The organism is Pseudomonas sp. QD4, from assembly GCF_049199125.1.
Classification (GTDB): Bacteria; Pseudomonadota; Gammaproteobacteria; order Pseudomonadales; family Pseudomonadaceae; genus Aquipseudomonas.
In genome coordinates this window covers 1,533,891-1,557,269 of the sequence record NZ_JBLZOM010000001.1, presented here as the reverse complement: position 1 = coordinate 1,557,269, position 23,379 = coordinate 1,533,891, and the positions used below count along the sequence as shown (strand labels likewise).

The window sequence follows — 23,379 nt, the reverse complement described above, 5'->3', positions numbered from 1 at the left end:
TCATTGATTGCCGAAGTGGGCCAGCACCTGTTCCTTGGTGCCGTCCATGACGATGCGCCCGGCATCGATCACCAGCACCCGATCGACCCACTGCAGCACCGCCAGGCGATGGGTGGCCACCACCAGCGTGCGGCCGTCGAGCCAGGGCTTCAGTTGTTCCAGTACCTGGCGCTCGCTGACTTCGTCGAGGGTCGCGGTGGGTTCGTCGAGCAGCAGCGTGTTGGGTTCGCGCAGCAGCGTCCGGGCCAGGAGCAGGGCTTGTTTCTGGCCACCGGAAAGGCCGATGCCCCCTTCGAGGATCAGGTAGTCCAGGCCGCCTTCCTGGGATTGCACCAGTGCCAGGGCGCCGCTCAGGGTCAGGGCCTGGAGGATTTCGGCGTCGCTGGCCATGGGCCGGCCGAGGGTCAGGTTGTCGCGGATCGAGCCAAAGAACAGCCGCGAGTTCTGGGTCAGCAGGCCGATATCGCGGCGTACGTCTGCCGGGTCGATCTGGGTCAGTTCCAGGCCGTCCAGGACCACGTTCCCCTGTTGCGGCAGGTGCAGGCCGGCGAGCAATTGCAGCAGGCTCGATTTGCCGGCGCCATTGCGCCCGAGAATCGCCACGCGCTCGCCGGCGTGAATATTCAGGTGCTGGATATCCAGTGCCGGCTGCTTGTCCTTTTCGCTGTAGCGAAACTGCACGTCCTTGAGGGTGAAGCGCCCACGCAGCAAGGGACGGTGCACCCGCCGCGAGCGTTCGGGCTGGTCCACCGGACGTTTCATCAGTTCGTCCAGGCCCTGGCGGGCGACGCGGGCCTGTTGCCAGCGGGCAAAGATCCCGGAAATCTGCGCCAGGGGCGCCATCATCCGTGAGGCCAGGATCGAAGAACCGACCAGGGCGCCGGTGGTCATTTCGCCGCGCATCACCAGGTAGCAGCCCGCCAGCAGCACCGTGACGTAGACCAGGCTTTGCAGCTCCTGGGTCCAGGTCAGCAGCATGTTAGTCAGGTGCCGTTGCTTGATGGCGATATCCGCTGCGACGGCGTGCATCTGGTTCCACTGATTCTGAAAGCGCGGTTCGGCGCGCAGCAGCTTGATGTCTTCGATGCCTTGCACCGCTTCCACCAGCAAGGCGTTGCGCAGCGCCGCCTCGCGCATGCCCTCGGCCGAGAGCCGGGCCAGGGGTTTCTGCACCAGCAGCCCGGGCAGGATCAGCAGCGGCAGAGCGGCCAGGGCCACGTACACCAAGGGCCCGCCGGTGAGGTAGAGGATCACCAAAAACAACAGGACAAAGGGCAGGTCGGTGATGGCGCCGAGGGTGGTCGAGGTGATCAGTTCGCGCACTTGTTCCAGCTCGCGAATCTGCGCGATGAAGGTCCCGGTGGACTTGGAGCGGACATCGTTGCGCAGGCGCAGGGCATGGCCGAAGACCTGGTCGGTGATTTTCAGGTCGGCGCGCTTGCCGATCATGTCGGCGACCTTCGAACGGGCCATGCGCAACAGGAACTCGAAGCCGATCGCCAGCAGCACCCCGATAAACAGGACCCACAAGGTCGGTTCCGATTGGGCGGGTATGACGCGGTCGTAGACCTGCATGGAAAAAATCACCCCGGCCAGGGCCAGGATGTTGGCCACAGTTGCCGCCAGCAGCACGTCGCCGTAACGCTTCCAGTCACGCAGGGCGATGCGCCAGAACCAGTCGGGGCGGTAGGGCTTGATGTAGTCGTCGACCCGGGCGTCGTCAACCGACGATTCCGGGCGCAGGATCGCCACCCGCACGGCGCGCTCGCGCAACTGGCCGAGCCGCAGGTTGATGAACAGACCCTGTTCGCCGCTTTTCAGCACGCTGATATTGCCCGCGGTGTCGGCCTTGTCGATGATCGCCACCTGCCCGTCCTCGAGTTCCACCGCCAGTGGCAGGCGCCAGGGGTCGAGCGCCGCCTCGGAGAACGCCTCGAATCGCAAGATCAGACCCATTTGCCCGGCCATGCGCCGCAGCACCGCATCCGGGTCGTTGCCATGCTCCCAGGCGAGGGAGACGCGCACGGTTTCTTCGGAGACGTCCATGCGGTAGAACCGGGCGATGTTGAGCATGGCTTCGAGCCAGGGTTGGTAGGCTGCGGCGTTGTTCATGGGTGGTTTTCGCCCTGTGCGGTAGGTGGGGTGTCCAGGCCATAGGCCTGGCGACTGCGGCCAGCCGCGCCGATGTAGGTGATCAGGCCCAGCCAGAAATCATGGCGCGCGGTTTCCTGGTCGGCGGCGGCCTGGTAGACCTCCTGCTCGGCGTTGAGCAGGTCGAGCACCGAGCGCGTGCCGACGCTGTACTGCTCGCGGTACAGCGCACGGGTTTCACTCATGCTGGCCATGCGTTGCGCGAGGATGCCGAGCCTGGCCCGGGCCCCGATTGCCAGTTCATGGGCGCGCAGGAGGGCGTCTTCGGCCGTCAGGCGGCTTTCGTTGATGGTGGATTCGGCATGCTCGATGGCGGCGTTGGCGCCTCGGACCTGAGCCGAGATCGCCCCCCCTTCGTATAACGCCATGGAGCCGGTCAGGGTCAGGGTGTTGTAGCTGCCGTGGCGGATCCCGTTGTTCGGGTTGGTGCCGCTGAGGGCCTGGTTCGCCGTGGCCTCCAGGGCCAGGGTTGGATAGCGCTGGGCCTTGGCGTTTTGCAGTTGCCCGTAGGCCGAGCGGCGATCCGCCTCGGCGGCCAGCACATCGGGCAGCAAGCCGTAGTCGGGTGAGGTGTCGAGTTGGGCCAGGCGCTCCAGGTCCGGCGGCAAATCGGCGACCCTGGCCGGCAGCGCGGCGCCAACCAGGGTTTTCAGGCGCGCCCGCCATTGATTGAGCGAGGTGCCCACTTGCTGGCTGTTGGCCTGGGCGCTTTGCAGGCGCGTGGTGGCCTGGATGAAGTCCGACTGCGGCGTCAGCCCGGAGTCGGCCCGCAGCTTGACCCGCTGCAGCACATCCTCGACCGCGACCACCTGGTCCCGGGCGATCTGCAGCAGGCTCTGTTGCCGATGCACTTCAAGGATGGCCTCGGCGGTCTGCCCGGCGATGCTGTCGACCTGCTTGAGCAGCAGCGCCTGTTGTTTGAACACCTGGCCCTGGGCCTGGGTCACCGAGCCCTCGACCTTGCCGAAGTCATGCAGCATCTGCGACAGCGACACCGTCGCCACCTGGCCATAGCCATAGGTGTTGACGCGCCCGGAGTTCATCCCGGCATTGACCTTGGGGTAGTAACCGGCCCTGGCCACATCGACCTGGCCTTGCTGCTGCTCGATGGCACTGACCGCGGAAATGATCGAAGGGTGACGGCTGACGGCGATGGCGACAGCTTCGAACAGGCCCAGGGTCGCCGCTGGCAGCGTGTTGAAGGTCAAGGGTTGGAGGGCAGGGGCGTCTTGTCCCAGCTCGGTCGCCAGCGCCTGCGCGCCTGGTGTCTGGACCGTCCTCGAGGGACCCTGCGACAACCATGGCAGGTTGGCTTGTATTGCCTGGGCAGGCGTATCGCAGACACTAGCGAGTAATAAGCCGAGGGGCCAGTAGTGCAGTCTGGGCATATGCTCCGATGTCCTGGTCAATAACTAAACATGCACTTGCGGGTGCCGGCTAATAAGGAAAGTGATCGATTTGGTACGGTGCGGAATAGATAACTTTCAATAGGTTGTCCGGATATTTACGGTATTTGTATCCTGGAGAAGCGGCATGTTCAGCGTGGTTCGTAAGTGATCGGTGGGTTTATGTGCCGGACCGAGGCTAGCACCTCGTTTGAGCGTGCATGGGGTTGTGTGTCAATTGTTGACAATTGATCCGGTGGAGTTATGCCGGTCGGATTGATTTTATTAACTATTTGAATTTTATTGATTTATTTTTTGTTGTTGGTGTTTTTAAGAGGGTTGTTCTGCTGGGTTATATCTATTTGAATGGGTTATTGTTCGATAACTTTAGTTTATGGTCGATTCGTATAAAAAAGACGGGTGTTGTTGGAGTTGTCGAACTTTCATGATGTTTTCCTGTTTGTGAACAATTGTCACGTACGCCGTGATAGTGCAGCCGCCGTTGCTACGTTTACCTCAACTTCAAGTGCTGTTAAGCCCTTATTGCAACGAGGTAGATCCAGTGGACATGTCAATTTCCATTATCGATAAAGCCACTCAAAAACAGCTGTCGGTGGTCGGGCAGGAAGTGTCGTTGCACGGGCCGTCGGTTATCCGCCTGACAGGCAAACGCAGTGAGCTGCACCAAGTGGTGCGTGAAGGCGACAGCCTGAACTTGACCCTGGCATCCGGAGCGGTGATCAAGGTTCACGGGTTTTTCCCGACCCAGGGGCCTCAGCAAAACCAACTGGTGCTGCAGGACGGCAAGCAGTTGTTGCAGATGGAGTCGGTCGACGATGGCCTGGTGAGCGCGCGATTTGTGCCCATCGACTCGATTGATCCGTTGCTGGTCTACGCCCATTTCGACCTGTCGACCCTGGCCTGGATCGTCGGTGGGCTGGCATTGGCCGGGGCCGGTGCCGCCGCGCTCGCGGGGCGTAATGCCAGCAGCAACAAACACCCGGCAGCGCAGGGCCCGGAGCCCCTTGCGGCGCCTGTGTTCAGTGTGGAAGGCAATGCCGACGGCGGGTTGACCGTGGCTGGTACGGCGCCCGCCGGCAGCACAGTACGGGTGACCTACCCGGATGGCAGTTCCAGTAGCGTGCTGGTGGGCAGCGATGGCCACTTCAGCGTTACCTCCGGGCCCAATCAGCCGTCGGGCCCGGTCAGTGCGCAGAGCACGGACAGCAGTGGCCATAGCAGCACTTCGGCCACCACCGGTTATGTCGATACCTCGGCGCCGCAACCACCCACTCAAACCGTCAGCGCCAACCCCGATGGCACGTTGACGGTCACGGGCACGGCAGAACCTGGCAGTACGGTGAAAGTGACCTACGCCGACGGCAGCTCAAGCACCGTGGTCGCCGATGCCACGGGGCACTACAGCACCAGTTCCAGCACGGTCCAAAGCAGCGGCAACGTGAGCGTCACCGCGACCGATGTGTCGGGCAACGCCAGCACCGCGACCACCAGCGTCTTCACTGACACGGTCGCTCCGCAACCTGCGACTGAAACCGTGACGGCCAACCCTAATGGCACGCTGACGGTAACCGGCCACGCGGAACCGGGCAGCACAGTGGTGGTGACCTACCCCGATGGCAGCTCAAGCACCGTGGTTGCCGATGCCTCGGGGCACTACAGCGCCAGCTCCAGTACGGTACAAGGCAATGGCAGCGTCACCACCACCAGTACCGATGCGGCAGGTAATACCAGCACCGCGACCACCGGCACCTATACCGACACCAGCGCCCCGCAATCTCCGACTCAAACTTTCACGGCCAACCCCGATGGCACGCTGACGGTCATGGGCACGGCAGAACCGGGCAGCACGGTGACGGTGACTTACGCCGATGGCAGCTCAAGCAGCGTGGTCGCCGATGCGGCGGGGCACTACAGCACCAGTTCCAGCACGGTCCAAGGCAGTGGCAGCGTGAGCGTCACCGCGACTGATGCGGCGGGCAATAGCAGCACGGCGACTACCAGTACCTATGTCGACACCACGGCGCCGCAAGCGCCCAGCCAGACCCTCACCACCCATCCTGATGGCACGCTGACGGTTTCCGGCAGCGCCGAGCCGGGCAGTACGGTGACGGTGACCTATGCCGATGGCAGTTCCAGCACCGTGGTCGCCGACGCCACCGGGCACTACAGCACCGGCTCCAGTACCGTGCAGACCAGCGGCACGGTGAGTGTCACCGCGACCGATGCCGCAGGTAATACCAGCGCAGCGGATGCCAGCACCTATGCCGATACCACCGCGCCACAAGCACCGATTGAAAGCGTTTCCAGCAACCCGGACGGCACGCTGACGGTCAGTGGTACCGGGGAACCGGGCAGCACGATAAACGTCACCTACCCCGATGGCACGTCGGGCACGGCACTGGTCGATGCCTCGGGGCACTACAGCACCACCTCGAGCACCCCGCAAAGCAGCGGCAATGTGTCGGTCAGTGCCACCGATGTGGCGGGCAATACCAGCGCAACGGACGTCAGCACCTATACCGATACCAGCGCACCGCAAGTTCCGACTCAAACCATCGCTGCCAACCCCGACGGCACGCTGGCGGTGACCGGCACTGCGGAGCCGGGCAGCACGGTGACGGTGACCTACGCCGATGGCAGCTCAAGCACCGTGGTTGCCGATACGTCCGGGCACTACAGCACCAGCTCCAGCACGGTACAGAGCAGCGGTGGCGTGAGCGTTATCGCGACAGATGCGGCGGGCAATGCCAGTGGGCCGAGCACCGGCGTCTATACCGATACCAACGCCCCGCAATCTCCGGCTGAAACCGTCACGGCCAACCCCGACGGCACGCTGACGGTAAGCGGCACGGCGGAACCGGGCAGCACGGTGACGGTGACCTATGCCGACGGCAGTACAAGCACCGTTGTCGCCGACGCCTCGGGGCACTACAGCACCGGTTCCAGCACGGCGCAGAGCAGCGGCAGCGTCAGCGCCACAGCAACGGATGCGGCGGGCAATACCAGCGCCGCGACCACCAGCGTCTATACCGACACCACGGCCCCGCAATCTCCGACTCAAACCATCACGGCCAATCCCGACGGCACGCTGGCGATCACCGGCACTGCGGAGCCGGGCAGCACAGTGACGGTGACCTACGCCGATGGCAGCTCAAGCAGCGTGGTCGCCGATACGTCCGGGCATTACAGCACCAGCTCTAGCACGGTACAGAGCAGCGGTGGCGTGAGCGTTATCGCGACAGATGCGGCGGGCAATGCCAGTGCGCCGAGCACCGGCGTCTATACCGATACCAACGCTCCACAAATGCCTAGCCAGACCCTCACCACCAATCCTGATGGCACGCTGACGGTTTCCGGCAGCGCCGAGCCGGGCAGTACGGTCACGGTGACCTACGCCGATGGCAGTTCAAGCACCGTGGTTGCCGATGCCAGCGGGCATTACAGCACCGGCTCCAGTACCGTGCAGACCAGCGGCGCGGTGAGCGTCACCGCAACCGATGCTGCCGGTAATACCAGCGCGGCAGCGGTCAGTACCTATACCGACACCACTGCGCCACAGGCACCGAGCGAGGGCGTCTCCAGCAACCCGGACGGCACGCTGACAGTCAGCGGTACGGCGGAAGCTGGGAGCACGGTCAGCGTCACCTACCCCGATGGCACTTCGGGTACAGCGCTGGTCGATGCCACCGGGCACTACAGCGCCACCTCGACCACGGCGCAAAGCAGCGGCAATGTGTCGGTCAGCGCCACCGATGTGGCGGGCAATACCAGCCCGCCGACCACCAGCGCCTATACCGATACCACGGCGCCGCAAGCGCCCAGCCAGACCCTCACCACCCATCCTGATGGCACGCTGACGGTGGCCGGCAGCGGCGAACCGGGCAGCACGATAAACGTTACTTACCCCGATGGCACCTCGGGCACGGCGCTGGTCGATGCCTCGGGGCACTACAGCACCAGCTCCAGTACCGTGCAGACCAGCGGCACGGTAAGCGTCACCGCGACCGATGCCGCGGGTAATACCAGTGCCGCGGACGCCAGTAGCTATATCGATACCACCGCGCCACTAGCACCGGTCGAAAGTATCTCCAGCAACCCGGACGGCACGCTGACAGTCAGCGGTACGGCGGAACCCGGCAGTACGGTCAGCGTCACCTACCCCGATGGCACCTCGGGCACGGCCCTGGTCGATGCCACGGGCCACTACAGCACCACCTCGGGCACGCCGCAAACCAGCGGCAGTGTGGCGGTCAGTGCCACCGATGCCGCAGGCAATACCAGTGCCTCCACCACCTCCGGCTACACCGACACTGCGCCACCCCTGGCGCCGAGCCAGAGTGTCAGCGCCAATCCTGACGGCACCTTGAGCGTTTCCGGCACGGCGGAGGCGGGCAGTTCGGTGACCATCACTTACCCCGACGGCAGCACCAGCACCGCGCTGGTCGACGGGACCGGGCATTACACCACCACCTCGGGCACACCGCAGATCAGCGGCAGCCTGAGCGCCATCGCCACCGATGCCGCCGGCAATAGCAGCGCGTCCACCAGCGCACCCTATGTCGACACCTTGCTGCCGACGGCGACCGCCGCCATCAGTGCCGTGACTTCGGACACCGGCAGCAGCACCAGCGATTACCTGACCAGCGACTCCAGCCTGGTGGTCAGCGCGACCCTGACCGGAACACTCAACCCCGGCCTGGGCGACAAGGTGCAGATCTCGGTGGACGGCGGCGCCACCTGGCACGACGCGGCGCTGGTCAGCGGCAGTACCTTTGCCTTCGACAATACCGCCAGCCCCCTGGCCGACGGCAGCTACCTGTTCGAAGCCCGGGTCATCAACGCGGCAGGCAACCCCAGCCCGGCCGGCACCCAGGCCGTGGTGATCGACACCTCGACCCCCAGCGCCAGTGAAACCATCAGCCTCGACGCCATCACCACCGACAGCGGCGCCAGCAGCAGCGACTTCATTACCAGCGACAACACCTTGGTGCTCAACGGCACCCTGGGCACTGCCCTGGCAGCGGGCGAGGGCGTGCGTATCAGCCTGGACGGCGGCGCTACCTGGCATGACGCGGCGGTCAGCGGCACCGCCTGGAGCTACGACAACACCAGCAACACCCTGGCCGATGGCATTTATGCGGTGCAGGTGCAGGTGATCGATACCGCCGGCAATATCGGCCAGAGTGCGAGCCAAAATGTGCAGATCGACAGCACGCCTCCGGTCGCCAGTGAAACCATCAGCATCGATGCCATCACCACCGACACCGGCGCCAGCAGCAGCGACTTCATCACCGGTGATAACACCCTGGTGCTCAGTGGCAGCCTCGGTACGGCCCTGGCGGCGGGCGAGGGGGTTTACCTCAGCCTGGATAACGGCCTGACCTGGCACGCGGCCGCTGTCAGTGGCACCCAGTGGAGTTATGACAACAGCGCCATTGCGGTTGCCGATGGCACCTACCACCTGCTGGTGCAGGTGGTCGACAGTGCCGGCAACCTTGGCCAAAGCGCCAGCCAGACGGTGGTGGTCGATACCCAGGCGCCAGCGGCCAGCGAGACGGTGAGTATCGCCGGGATTTTCCTCGACACCGGGATCGGCGCCAGCGATTTCATTACCAGCGACCACGGTCTGTTTTACTTCGGCAATCTCGCCACGGCGCTGCCCAGTGGCGAGGGTGTGCAACTGAGCGTCGATGGTGGCGTCACCTGGAACGACGCGACGCTCTCCGGCGCCAGTTGGAGCTATGACGGTATCGGCCAGCCGCTGCCTGACGGCACCTATACCATTGAGCTGCGGGTGATCGACAGCGCCGGCAATATCGGCCAGACCGCTAGCCAGCCCCTGGTGATCGACAGCAGCGCCCCGGCGGCCAGTGAAACCATCGCCATCGCATCGATTACCAGCGATACCGGGAGCAGTAGCAGCGACTTCATCACCGGCGACAACACCTTGATATTCAGCGGCACCCTGGGCACGGCCCTGGCGGTGGATGAAGGCGTGCGTATCAGCCTGGATGGCGGAACCTCCTGGCAAGTCGCAACGGTCAGCGGCACGAACTGGAGCTACGACAACAGCGCCAGCACCCTGGCCGATGGCACTTACACCGTGCAGGTTCAGGTGGTTGATACGGCAGGCAATATCGGTCAAAGCGCGAGCCAGGCGCTGGTGATCGACACCACGCCACCGGCGTCCAGCGAGACGGTCACCATTATCTCGATCGTCACGGACACCGGTGCCAGTGCCTCCGACTTCATCACCAGCGACAGTAGCCTGGTGTTCAACGGTGGCCTGGGCGCGGCCCTGAGTCCGGATGAGTCGGTGCGCATCAGCCTGGACGGCGGCGTCACCTGGCACGCGGCGGCCGTCAGTGGCACCGCCTGGAGTTTTGATAACAGCGCCAATACCCTGGCCGACGGCACCTACAACGTGCAGGTGCAGGTCATCGATAGCGCCGGCAATATCGGCCAGCGCGCCAGCCAGAATGTGCTGATCGACAGCACGCCACCGGCGGCCGGTGAGACCATCACCATCGCCTCGATCAGCAGCGACAGCGGCAGCAGTAGCAGCGACTTCATCACCAACGACAGCACCCTGTTGTTCAACGGCAACCTCGGCAGCAGCCTGGCGGCGGGCGAGGGCGTGCGCCTGAGCCTGGACGGCGGCAGCACCTGGCATGACGCAACGGTCAGCGGCAACTCCTGGAGCTACGACAATACGGCGAACAACCTGGCCGATGGCACGTACAGCGTGCAGGTCCAAGTGATCGATACCGCCGGCAATATCGGCCAGACCGCCAGCCAGAGCCTGGTGGTCGATACCCGCGCGCCGCTGGCCAGTGAAACCATCACCCTGGCCTCGATCACCACCGACAGCGGCATCAGCAATAGCGACTTCATCACCAGCGACAATAGCCTGGTGTTCAACGGCAACCTGGGCACGGCGCTGGCGGTGGGCGAGGGCGTGCGCATCAGCCTGGACGGTGGCGCCACGTGGCAGAGCGCCAGTGTCAGCGGCACCCAGTGGAGTTTTGACAACAGTGCCAATGCCCTGGCCGATGGCACCTACAGTGTGCAGGTGCAGGTGATCGACAGCGCCGGCAACCTCGGGCAGAGCGCCAGCCAGAGCGTGGTCATCGACAGCACCGCGCCGCTGGCGGGAGAGACCCTGAGCATCGATTCGATCGCGCGCGATACCGGCGCCAGCGCCAGCGACTTCATCACCAGCGATCACACCCTGCTGTATCGCGGCAGCCTGGGCCTGACACTGCCCAACGGCGAGGGCGTGCAACTGAGTACCGATGGCGGCGCCACCTGGCATGACGCCCAGGTCTCCGGCACCAGCTGGAGTTACGACGGCACCGGGCAATCGTTGCCCGATGGCAATTACACGGTGCAGGTACGGGTGATCGACCTGGCGGGCAATATCGGTCAGAGCGCCAGCCAGGCCCTGGTGATCGACAGCAGCGCGCCCAGCGCCAGCGAAACCGTGCTCATCACCGCGATCAACAGCGACACCGGCGCCAGTGCCACAGACTTCAATACCAGTGATCCAACCCTGGTGTTCAACGGCAGCCTCGGCGCGCCGCTGGCCAGCAACGAATCGGTGCAGATCAGCCTCGATAACGGCGTGACCTGGGTCACCGCCAACACCAGCGGCAGCACCTGGAGTTATGACAACAGCGCCAACACCCTGGCCGATGGCACTTACGCAGTGCAGGTTCAGGTGATCGACACGGCCGGCAATATCGGCCAAATCACCAGCCAGACCCTGGTGGTCGACACCACGCCGCCAGCGGCCAGTGAAAGCATTTCGATCCTGGCGATTACCCGCGACAGCGGCGACAACGGCAATGACTTCATCACCAATGACCACCTGCTGCTGTTCAACGGCAGCCTGGGGGCGCCACTGACGGCGGGAGAGGGGGTACGGATCAGCCTGGACGGTGGCGTCAGTTGGAGCAGCGCCACCGTCAGTGGCACCAACTGGAGCTATGACAACACCGCGCAGAACCTGGCCGATGGCAGCTACAGCATTCAGGTGCAGGTGATCGACAGCGCCGGCAATATCGGCCAGAGCGCCAGCCAGTTGGTGCAGATCGACAGCCTGGCGCCGACCGCCACGGCCAGCATCACGGCCATCAGCGGCGACACCGGGAGCAGTGCCAGCGATTTCATCACCGCCGACAACACCCTGGTGATCAACGCCCACCTCAACGGTACCCTGGCCAGCAACGAACAGGTGCAGATCAGCCTGGACGGCGGCAGCACCTGGCAGACGGCGAGCCTGGTGAGCGGCAGCACTTATGCCCTGGACAACAGCAGCCAGGTCCTGTCTGACGGTACCTATCAGTTTGCCGCACGGGTCACCGACCTCGCCGGCAACACCAGCCCGCTGGCCAGCCAGACCGTGGTGATCGACACAGGCGCGCCATTGACCGGCAACAGCGTCAGCATCAGCAGTTACACCGACGACGTAGCGCCCCAGGTCGGCAACTTCGGCGATGGCAGCAGCACCAACGACACCACGCCGCTGCTCAACGGCACGGTCAGCGGACTGAACAGCGGCGACAGCGTGCAGATCTATCAAGGCGCCACGCTGCTGGGCAATGCCACGGTCACCGGTGGCGTCTGGACCTATGGCCTGCCGACCCTGGCCCAGGGCAGCTACAGCTTGCACGCGGCCATCAGCGATGCGGCGGGCAACCTCGGCACCCAATCGTCGAGCTTCAGCCTGACGGTGGACACCAGCGCGCCGACCCAGGGGCTGGTGATCGGCAGCATCAGCAGCGACACCGGGGCCAGTGCCAGCGACTTCATCACCGACGACAACACGCTGCTGATCAGCGGCACCCTGAGTGCCCCTCTGGGCGTTGGCGAGACCGTGCAACTGGCGCTCAATGGCGGGCTCAACCCGGCCACCGCCACTGTGGTCGGCACCACCTGGAGCCTGGACCTGACCGGCACGGCCCTGGCCGACGGCACCTACCATGCCCAGGCCTGGGTCCTGGATGCCGCCGGCAACAAAGGCCCGGTCAGCAGCCAGGATGTGCTGATCGACACCAGCGTGCCGACGGCCAGTATCAGCATCGACACCGTCAGTCAGGACACGGGCCTCAGCGCCAGTGACTTCATCACCAATGACCCGACCCTGGTGCTCGGCGGCACTCTGGGCTCGGCGCTGGGCAGCGGCGAGTCGGTACAGATCAGCCTCGACGGCGGCAGCACCTGGCTGGCGGCCAGCAGCAGCGGCACCCAGTGGAGCTACGACAACACCGGCAATGTCCTGGCCGATGGCAACCACGCCTTGCAGGCGCGGGTGATAGACCTGGCCGGCAATATCGGCAGCCTGGCCAGCCAGACCCTGGTGGTCGATACCACGCCGCCTACCAGCGGCAACAGCCTGGCCATTGTCAGTTACACCGACAATGTTGCGCCCCAGGTCGGCAGCTTCGGCGACGGCACCTTTACCAACGACAGCACGCCGTTGCTCAACGGTACGGTCAGCGGCTTGAACAGCGGCGACAGCGTGCAGGTCTACCAAGGCAGCACCCTGCTCGGCACCGCCAGCATCAGCGCTGGCACCTGGACCTACCAACTGAGCGGCCTGACCGAAGGCAGCACGACCTATCACGCGGTGATCGTCGACAGCGCCGGCAACCTCGGTACGGCTTCTGGCAACTTCAGTCTGACCCTGGACACCACGGCGCCAAGCGCCAGTGAAACCCTGGCAATTACCGCCATCAGCGGCGACACCGGCAGCAGTGGCAGCGACTTTGTCACCAGCGACAACACCTTGCTGATCAGCGGCAGCCTGGGCACCCCCCTGGCCAGCGGCGAGGGCGTGCAACTGAGCCTGGATGGCGGCAGCACCTGGTTCAACGCCAGCGTCAGCGGCAGCAGCTGGAGCTACGACAACAGTGCCAGCACCCTGGCCGATGGCAGCTACACCCTGCAGGCCCGGGTGGTGGATGCCGCCGGAAACGTCGGCCAGGTTGCCAACCACAACCTGGTGGTCGACACCACCGCGCCGACCGCGCTGGTCAGTATCGATTCGATCTCCCAGGACAGCGGGATCAGCGGCAACGACTTCCAGACCAACGACAGCACGCTGATGTTCTTCGGCACCCTCAGCACCAACCTGCCCACCGGTGAGAGCGTGCAGATCAGCCTCGACGGCGGCAGCACCTGGCACGCTACCGAGGTCAATGGCGCGGGCTGGACCTACGACAACACCGCCAATGTGTTGCCTGACGACACCTACACCGTATTTGTCCGGGTCATCGACGCCGCCGGCAACGTCGGCAGCCTGGCGGCCCAGACCGTGGTCATCGACAGCAGCGCGGCCAGCGGCAACCTGATCGAAATCCTCACCATCAGCAATGACAGTGGCTTGAGCAATCAGGACTTCGTGACCAACGACCCGACGCTGATCATTTCCGGCGACCTGGGTTCGCCCCTGGCGGCCAACCAGCATGTGGAGGTCAGCCTGGACGGCGGAACCAGTTGGCACACCGGCACCAGCCTCGGCACCAGTTGGAGCTACGACAACACGGCCCAGACCCTGGCCGATGGCAGCTATGCCATGCAAGCCCGGATCATTGACGATTTTGGCAACGTCGAGCAGACCACCAGCGACACCCTGCGTATCGACACCACGGCCCCGGCGGCCAGCGAAACCCTCGCTATCACCTCCGTCAGCAGCGACACCGGCAGCAGCGCCAGCGACTTCATTACCAGCGATCACACCCTGGTCTTCAGTGGCACCCTGGGCACGGCATTGGCTGCGGGCGAGGGCGTGCAATTGAGCCTCGACGGCGGGGGGACCTGGGTCAGTACCAGTGTCAGCGGCACAGGCTGGAGTTATGACAACAGCGGCAATGCCATGGCCGATGGCAGCTACACCTTGCTCGCCCGGGTGGTGGACACCGCCGGCAATATCGGCCAGGAGGCCAGTCAGAACCTGCTGATCGACAGCAGCGCGCCCAGCGCCACCAGCAGCATCAGTGCCATCAGCCACGACAGCGGCAGCAGCGCCACGGACTTCATCACCAACGACAGCACCCTGCTGGTCGATGCCACATTGAGCGGCACCCTGGGGGTTGGAGAATCGCTGCAGATTTCCATTGATGGCGGCGCGACCTGGCACAACAGTGGCCTGCTCAGCGGCAGTACCTATGAGTACGATGCCACGGGCACCAGCCTGACGGATGGCAGCTACAGCTTCCAGACCCGCGTCGTCGACGCGGCTGGCAACATCGGTGCGATCAGCAGCCAGAATGTAGTGATCGACACCACGGCCCCCAGCGCCACCGCCAGCATCAGTGCAATCACCAGCGACACGGGCTCCAGCTCCAGCGACTACCTCACCAGCGACCACACGTTGCTGATCAACGCCAACCTCTCCGGGACCCTGGGCAGCGGCGATCAGTTGCAGATCTCCACCGACAACGGCAGCACCTGGCACACCGCGAGCCTGCTCAGCGGCAACACCTATCGCTACGACAACAGCGGCGTCAGCCTGGCCGATGGCAGCTACAGCTTCCAGGCGCGGGTGGTGGACGCCGCCGGTAATCCCGGAACCTCCAGCAGCCAGGCGGTGGTTATCGACAGCACGGCCCCGGTCGAGAGCATCACCCTGAACAGCCTCAGCCCTGATACCGGCGTCAGCGGCAGCGACTTCATTACCTCGGCCAACCGCCTGAACTTTGGCGGCACCCTGGGCAGTGCCCTGGCCAGCGGCGAGGGCGTGCAACTGAGCCTGGATGGCGGCAGCACCTGGGTCGGCGCCACGGTCAGCGGCAGCACCTGGAGTTACGACAACAGCGCCAGCGTCCTGGCCGACGGCAGCTACACGGTGCAGGCGCGCATCATCGACAGCGCCGGCAATAGCAGCGTGCCGGTCAGCCACGGGCTGCAAATCGACACCAGTGCGCCCAGTGCCACGGCCACGGTGACCGCGATCAGCAACGACAGCGGCTCCAGCGCCAGCGACTTCATCACCAACGACAACACCCTGCTGGTCAACGCCACCCTCAATGGCAGCCTGGGCAGTGGCGAGTCGCTGCAGATCTCTCTGGACAACGGCAGCACCTGGCACACCGCGAGCCTGGTCAGTGGCAGCACCTACCAGTACGACAACAGCGCCAGTGTCCTGGCCGATGGCAGCTACAGCTTCCAGGCCCGGGTGCTGGACACGGCGGGTAATCCCGGCCTGAGCAACGCCCAGGTGGTGGTGATCGACACCAGCGCGCCCACCAGCGGCAACAGCGTTGCCATCAGCAATTACACCGATAACGTGCTGCAACAAGTCGGCAACTTCGGCAGCGGCAGCAGCACCAACGACACCACGCCGCAGCTCAACGGTGTGGTCAGCGGGCTGCAGGCCGGCGACCTGGTGCAGATCTACCAGGGCGCCACCTTGCTCGGCAACGCCAGCGTCAGCGGCAGTACCTGGTCCTATCAGCTCGGCACCCTGGCCGAAGGCGCCTACAGCTACACCGCCGCGATTACCGACAGCGCCGGCAACAAGGGCACCACCTCGGGCAGCTTCGCCCTGGTGGTGGACACCACTGCGCCGGCGGCCAGTGAAACCATCAGCATCGTCGCAGTCAGCAGCGACACCGGCACCAGCGGCGACTTCATTACCAGCGACAACACCCTGGTGCTCAGCGGCACCCTGGGCAGCACCCTGGCCAGTGGCGATATTGCCCAGGTCAGCCTGGACGGCGGCAGCACCTGGCTCAATACCACGGTCAGCGGCAGCACCTGGAGTTACGACAACAGCGCCAGCGTGCTGGCCGATGGGGTCTACAACCTCAAGGCACGGGTGGTGGACGGCGCCGGCAACCAGGGCGCCACTGCCAATCAGGTGCTGGTGGTGGACACCATTGCGCCAACCGAAAGCATCGCCATCGTCAGCATCAACCAGGACACCGGCACCAGCAGCAGCGACTTCAACACCAGCGACACCACCCTGGTGTTCAGCGGTACCCTGGGCGCGGCCCTGGGCAGTGGCGAAAGCGTGCGCATCAGCCTGGATGGCGGCAGCACCTGGCGCACTGCGCTGGTCAGCGGCAACACCTGGAGTTACGACAACAGCGCCAGCAGCCTGGCCAGCGGCAGCTACAGCGTGATTGCCCAGGTCATCGACAGCGCCGGCAACCTGGGCAACAGCGCCAGCCAGACGGTCATCGTCGACCCCGTGGCGCCCACTGCCAGCCCCAGCATCGTGTCGATCACCAACGACACCGGCGCCAGTGCCAGCGACTTCATCACCCGCGACAACACCCTGGTGTTCCAGGGCACCCTCAGCGCGCCCCTGGCGGCGGGCGAGGGCGTGCAGTTCAGTATCGATGGCGGCAGCACCTACCTGGTGGCCAGCGTTTCCGGCACCACCTGGAGCTACGACTACACCGGCAGCGCGTTGCCCGATGGCAACTACAACATCAAGGTGCGGGTGTTCGATACCGCCGGCAACATTGGCCTGACCGCCAACCAGACGCTGGTCATCGACACCAGCGCGCCGGCCCAGAGCATTCTCATTACCTCGGTCAGCCCGGACAGCGGCACCAGCAGCAGCGACTTTGTCACCGCCAGCCACAGCCTGGTGTTCAACGGCAGCCTGGGCGCGGTCCTGGGGGCCAATGAAAGCGTGCAGATCAGCCTCGACGGCGGCAGCACCTGGCAGGCCGCAAGTACCACCGGCACCAACTGGACCTTCAACAACAGCGCCAACAGCATGGCCGACGGCACTTACAGCGTGCAGGCTCGGGTGATCGACGCTGCGGGCAATATCGGCAACCTGGCGACCCAAAGCCTGGTGATCGACAGTGTCGCGCCAACCGCCACCGCGACCATCAGCGCCATCAGCCAGGATGCCGGCACCAGTGCCAGCGACTTCATCACCAATGACCAGACCTTGCTGGTCAACGCCACGCTCAGCGGCACCCTGGGCAGTGGCGAGGCGCTGCAGATCTCGCTCAACGGCGGCAGCACCTGGCAGAACGCAACCCTGGTCAGCGGCACGACCTACCAGTTGGACAACACCGGCAATACCCTGGCGGCCGGCAGCTACACCTTTGAGGCGCGGGTGGTCGACAGCGCGGGCAACGCCAGCAGCGCCGGAACCCAGGCGGTGCTGATTTCCACCACCGGCCCGGCCGTCACCGCCCTGGCCGTGTCCAGTGTCAGTACCGACACCAACTCGGCGCTGGCCGCAGGCACCGCCAGCACCACCAACAGCGGCACCAACAGTGACCTGGTGACCCGCGACACCTCGCTTACCGTATCCGGTACCTACAGCGGCACGCTGCTGGCCAGCGACGTGTTGCAGATCAGCAGCGACGGCGGCAGCACCTGGAACAGCACCACGGTCAACACCGGCACCCATACCTGGAGCTACCTCGACCCCATCAGCCACGCCAGTTCCGTCACCTATCAACTGCGCAGTTTCAACCTGGCCGGCAACATCGGCAGCGTCACCGCCTCGCAACTGGTCACGGTGGATACCGTCGCGCCGGTGCAGAGCCTGCTGGCACCCGCATTGGGCAGTGCCTATGACAGCGGGGTGCCGGGTGACCATGTCACCACCAACACATCCATGACCTTTACCAGCGCGCAAAGCCACACCGGCAGTGCGGGCGACACGGTGCTGCTGGTCAACGACGTAAACAATGACGGGGTCTACTCCGAAGGCATCGACAGCCTGATCGGCAGCGCCACGGTGGCTGCCGATGGCAGCTGGAGCCTGAGTGCCAGCGGCCTGGCGACCGGCTCTTATCACCTGGCCCTGATGCAGGTGGACGCGGCCGGCAACCGTTCGCGCTTGAGCGCCACTACCGAGGTCGATGTGGTCAGCGCCAATGATCATGCGCCCCTGGCCAACACCGGTTGGGGCGGCGCTAATACCGCGGGTGACACTGAAAATAAGGGCACCGCCTATACCCTGGGTACCAATGGCCTGTGGGAGTTCTACAGCAACCTGTCGGTGTACAACTCCACGGGGCTGACCAGCTACAGCGCCACCTCCCTGGCCAGCGGCACCACCGCCACCTCGGTCAACAACGTGACCTTTGTTGACTACAACCGCGACGGCTTCATGGATGTGCTGGGCGTCGACTTCAATTACACCGACGGTCAGCAGTCCTGGACCTACAACGGCAGCAGCTACACCGCGTTCCAGATCAGTGGCGCCAGCGGCGGCGTCTATGACGGGCACGGTACGGTGGTGGCCTATGATAAGACCGGCGACGGGTACATCGACCTGGCCTATGGCGATTCCTCCCTTCCGGGGGATGCCAATGCGTCCGGCGGCATCGACTCGCAACTGCTGGTCAACAACGCCGGGGTGCTGATCAAGGACAGCAACTTTGTGCAGACCCCAGCCACCGGCGGCGCCTCTTCGACTACCGGCCAGCCGTATTCGCAACTGTCGGGGGTCGATATCAACAACAACGGCACGGTCGACCTGGTGTTCCACCAGAACAACCCGGCCTACGCCAGCAACAACACCCTGGTGGTGCTGAGCAACAGCGGCACCGGCAGCCTCAGCGTCACCGCGACCCTGGCCGGTGTGTTTGCCAGCCCGGTGGAGAACTCCCAGACCATTTCCATGACCTGGGCCGACTTCAATGGCGACGGCTACATGGATCTGTACCTCAACTCCGGCCTGATCGGCTCGGACGGCACCACGGCCACCGCCAACGAAAGCCGCCTGTACTTCAACAACCAGGCCGGCAGCCTGAGCGCCAGCCCCCTGGGCTTTGGCGACAACCTCAACGGTGGCGCCTCGCTGGCGGTGGACTGGAACCACGATGGCGCCATGGACGTGATCGAGTTGCCGAACATCGGTGCAGCCTCGTCGTCGATCAACCTCTACACCAACAACGGCAGCGGTACCGCCTTTGCCACCAGCATCCTGGCCACCGCCATCAGCAACGTCAGCGGTGCGGTTGCCGCCGACTACAACTGGGATGGCGCGGTGGACCTGCTCTACTTCAGCACCGGCAACACCAGCGCCCGCTGGATTCAGAACACCAACGTGGTGCAGTACGGCACCAGCCTGCATCTACGCCTCCTCGATGCCAACGGCCTGACCGCCTACTACGGCAACACCGTGCAGTTGTACGACTCCAGCGGCAAGCTGGTGGGTACGCAAATGATCAACCCGCAGTCGGGCAGCAACACCAATGACAGCTCGTCGATCGTCAACTTCTATGGCCTGAGCGCCAGCCAGACCTACACCCTGGTACTGCTGCGCAACCTGGGCGGCGTATCGGCCGATGTCGGCGGGCTGGCAAGCGAAGGAGGGAACAGCATCGAGAGCGTCAACGCCAGCTGGACCGGGCTGGTCGCGGGCGCGGCCACCAGCGCCTATGTCCTGTCGGCCGAGACCGGCAGCAACAACGCCAACGGCAACTTCGTCGGCACCGGCTACAACGACACCTTTTTTGCCACCGCCGGCACCGATAGCTACAACGGCTCCGGCGGCTGGAGCAATGGGCGCTTCGGCACGCCGGTATGGAGCGCCACCGGTGGCGAGGACGTGGTCGACTTCATGCTGGCCGGCAGTACCGCAATCAACGTCAACCTCAATACCCTGACGGCCCAGGGCACCGGCTTCAACACCGCAACCTTCACCAGCATCGAGGGCCTTCGCGGCGGCTCAGGTAACGACACCTTCACCGCCAGCACCACGGCCCTGGTCAATAACCTGTTCGAGGGCCGTGGCGGCAACGACAGCTTCGTCCTCGGCAGCACCGGCGGCCATGCCACCCTGGTCTACAACCTGCTCAACAGCGGCAATGCCACCGGCGGCAATGCCACCGGCGGCAATGGCAGCGACCTGGCCAGCGGTTTTGTGGTCGGTAATCTGGTCAGTAGCGCCACCGCCGATGTGATCGACCTCAGTGGTCTGCTGTCCGGCTACATCGGCACCGCCTATGTCTACAAGGACGCCATCAGCGGCAAATTCGTGCTCGATGCGGCCTCCCAAGCACTGAACAATTACCTGAGCGTCAGCAATGATGGGAGCAACAGTTATGTGTCGGTCGACCTGACCGGCAGCGGCACCTTCGGCGCCTCCAATATCCTGCTGACCCTCAGCGGCGTGGTCACCGACCTTGCCACCTTGCTGGGCAACGACCAGTTGCTCCTGGCGTCCTCGAGTGCCGGTGCCTCGGTGGGGGTCAACACCCAGAGCATCCTCGACAGCACGCCGATCATCAGCGGCACCATCCCCTATGCGCTCGCCAGCGGCATGCACCTGGAGGTGATGCTCAACGGCGTCATCTACAGCTCGGCCACGGGGGCGGTGGTGGTCGACCCAACCAACAACACCTGGTACGTCCAGGTGCCCAACGCCAATGCCCTGACCAGCGGCACCTATGAGGTGGTCGCGGCGATATTCAACAGTGACGGCTCGGTGGCGGTCCAGGACCACAGCACCAATGAACTGACGGTATTGTCGCCGCCCACCGGCACCACCACGGTCACCGGCGAAACCTCGAACATCAGTGCCATGGGCATGGCCGTGGGCGACGTCAATAACGACGGCCTGTTCGACTACTTCAATGCCACCAGCATCTACACCCAGCTCGCCAGCAATGGCAGCAACATCAATAATTTCAGGGGCACCCTGCTGTACACCGAAGGCTCGGGCACCGGGCAACTGGGCAAGGTCAGCAGCGTGCAACTGCTGGATATCAACCGCAGCGGCAACCTGTCGGTGATGACCGAGCAAGCCAATACCTCCCAGGGCAACAACGACTTCATCAACAACGGTAACGGCGCCAGCTACACACTGCTCAACTACAGCTATGGCACCTTGATCTCTTGGGGCGGGCAGGTCGGTATCGATTTGAACAACGACGGCTACATCGACCTCGTCAGCGGCGACAAGTACACCGACAACTCCGGGGTCTACGAGCTCAACAACAAGAACGGCACCTTCACCAGCTATGACCTGGGGAGTACCAGCGACCCGCTGAGCGGGAGCACCAGCAACGGCAACATCAACGAGGACATAGGGGCGTTCGACCTTAACGGCGACGGCCGGGTCGATCTGCTGGGGCAATTCTGGGGCGGCTTCGGCGGTGCGGTGACCAACCTCACGGTGTTGCTGACCAGCAGCAATGGCCTGGTTTCGGCATTGGCCGCGAGCACGGCGGCGGGCACTCTGAAAACCATCACCAACGTGCTCTACCACGTGAACGCATCGGCCGGTAACACCTCCAGTTACCCGCCCGGCACCCAGAGCATGGACGTCGCCGATTTCAACGGTGACGGCAAACTCGACCTGTTCCTGGGGCAGACCAGTACCGCGGGCACCGCCAGCAGCGTGTACACCAGCGACGGCGCGGGCAACTTCACCCTGGCCACTACCTTGTCCAGCAGCACCCTGGCCGGCGGTGTCACCCTCAATACCGACTGGAATGGCGACGGCAAGCTCGATGTGTTCGAGTTCCAGGACAACCTGACCGACAGTACGACTCTGAAACTGCAGACCAGCTACGAGTACTGGCAGAACACCACGGCCAGCATTGGCGCCGCGCCGACCTTTAGCCGCACCCTGCTGAGTGTGAGCAGCGTCGCCACGGCGACCTCGATCACCGGTGCGGTAGCCGCGGATTTCAACTACGACGGCTCCCAGGACCTGCTGATCAACGCCAATGGCCAGGACGTACTGGTGGTCAACCCCAACGTGATCGCCGCCGGCACCAGCCTGCACCTGAAGATCGAAGACCCGGCGGGGCACAACACCTACGTCTCGCAGACCGTCAACCTCTACGACAGCAGCGGCACCCTGGTGGAGACGCGGATCCTCAATGGCCAGTACGGCTACGGCACCACCGATGACCGCGGCATCGTCGACTTCTATGGCCTGAACCCGGCCATGACCTACACCGCAGTACTGGTCAAGGCGGCGATTGTCGGCATCGACGGCGGCGAGGGCAGCGTCACCGGGGTCGCCGGGCTGGGTGGGGGCACCACGGTCAACAGCACCTGGACCGGCCTGACCCCTGGCGCGGCGACCCACGCCTATGTATTGACCGCCGACGCCAGCACCGACAGCACCACCGGCACCTTTGTCGGCAGCGGCTATGACGACACGTTCTTTGCCGGGCCCGGCACCAACACCTACAGCGGCTCGGGCGGTTGGGAAACCATCGCCGGCACCCCGGTCTGGAACAGTACGCTGGGCACCGACATCGTCGACTACAAGCTGGCCGGCAGCACTGCGCTGACCATCGACCTGAGCAACGCGGCCGCGCAGAACACCGGCTTCAACACCGCCACCTTCAAGAACATCGAAGGCCTGGCCGGGGGCTCGGGCAACGACACCTTCACCGACAGCGGCAGCGACAACACCTTCGAGGGCCGGGGTGGCAACGACACCTTCAACCTGACCCACGGCGGCCACGACACCCTGCTGTACAACGTGCTGGCCGGGGCTTCGGCGAACAACACCGGGGGCAATGGCAGCGATATCGTCAATGGCTTCAAGGTCGGCACCTGGGAGGGCACCGCCGGCACCCAACGCCTGGACGTGCATGCGTTGCTGGTGGGCTACAGCGGCGATGGCAGCGCCAGCTACCAGGGCGGCGTCGCCACCCTGGGCGCCGGTGCCGGCAATATCGGCAACTACCTGCAAGTGACCCAGAGCGGGGCCAATACCGTGATCAGCATCGACCGCGATGGCAGCGCCAGCACCTACAGCAGCGCCACCCTGGCCACCTTGCAGAACGTGCACACGGACCTGGCCACCTTGCTCGCCAACCATCAACTGACCGTGGTCTGAGACCACGCCGGCATAAAAAACCCGCCG

At 64.5% G+C, this 23,379-nt stretch carries 3 protein-coding genes; 1 reads left to right on the top strand and 2 read right to left on the bottom strand.

The window, feature by feature from the left end:
* Together ACOZJV_RS06600 and ACOZJV_RS06595 are read right to left on the bottom strand one after the other, a co-directional pair.
* The gene (locus ACOZJV_RS06600) at positions 1-2,112 is read right to left on the bottom strand and encodes a type I secretion system permease/ATPase (protein WP_421547145.1); all 2,112 of its coding nucleotides are present in this window, start codon (positions 2,110-2,112) and stop codon (positions 1-3) included.
* On the bottom strand, positions 2,109-3,359 hold the full coding sequence (locus ACOZJV_RS06595; protein ID WP_421547144.1) for a TolC family outer membrane protein: 1,251 nt from the start codon (positions 3,357-3,359) through the stop codon (positions 2,109-2,111). Before ACOZJV_RS06595 ends, ACOZJV_RS06600 begins: the two co-directional genes overlap by 4 nt.
* A gap of 745 nt (positions 3,360-4,104) precedes the next feature.
* Between ACOZJV_RS06595 and ACOZJV_RS06590 the strand changes: the two genes are divergently transcribed.
* The gene (locus tag ACOZJV_RS06590) at positions 4,105-23,352 is read left to right on the top strand and encodes an Ig-like domain-containing protein (protein ID WP_421547143.1); all 19,248 of its coding nucleotides are present in this window, start codon (positions 4,105-4,107) and stop codon (positions 23,350-23,352) included.
* Positions 23,353-23,379: the final 27 nt, after the last annotated feature.

Coding starts and splice junctions, on each gene's coding strand:
- ACOZJV_RS06600 (WP_421547145.1), bottom strand. CDS start 2,112: ATGAACAACGCCGCAGCCTACCAACCCTGGCTCGAAGCCATGCTCAAC.
- ACOZJV_RS06590 (WP_421547143.1), top strand. CDS start 4,105: ATGTCAATTTCCATTATCGATAAAGCCACTCAAAAACAGCTGTCGGTG.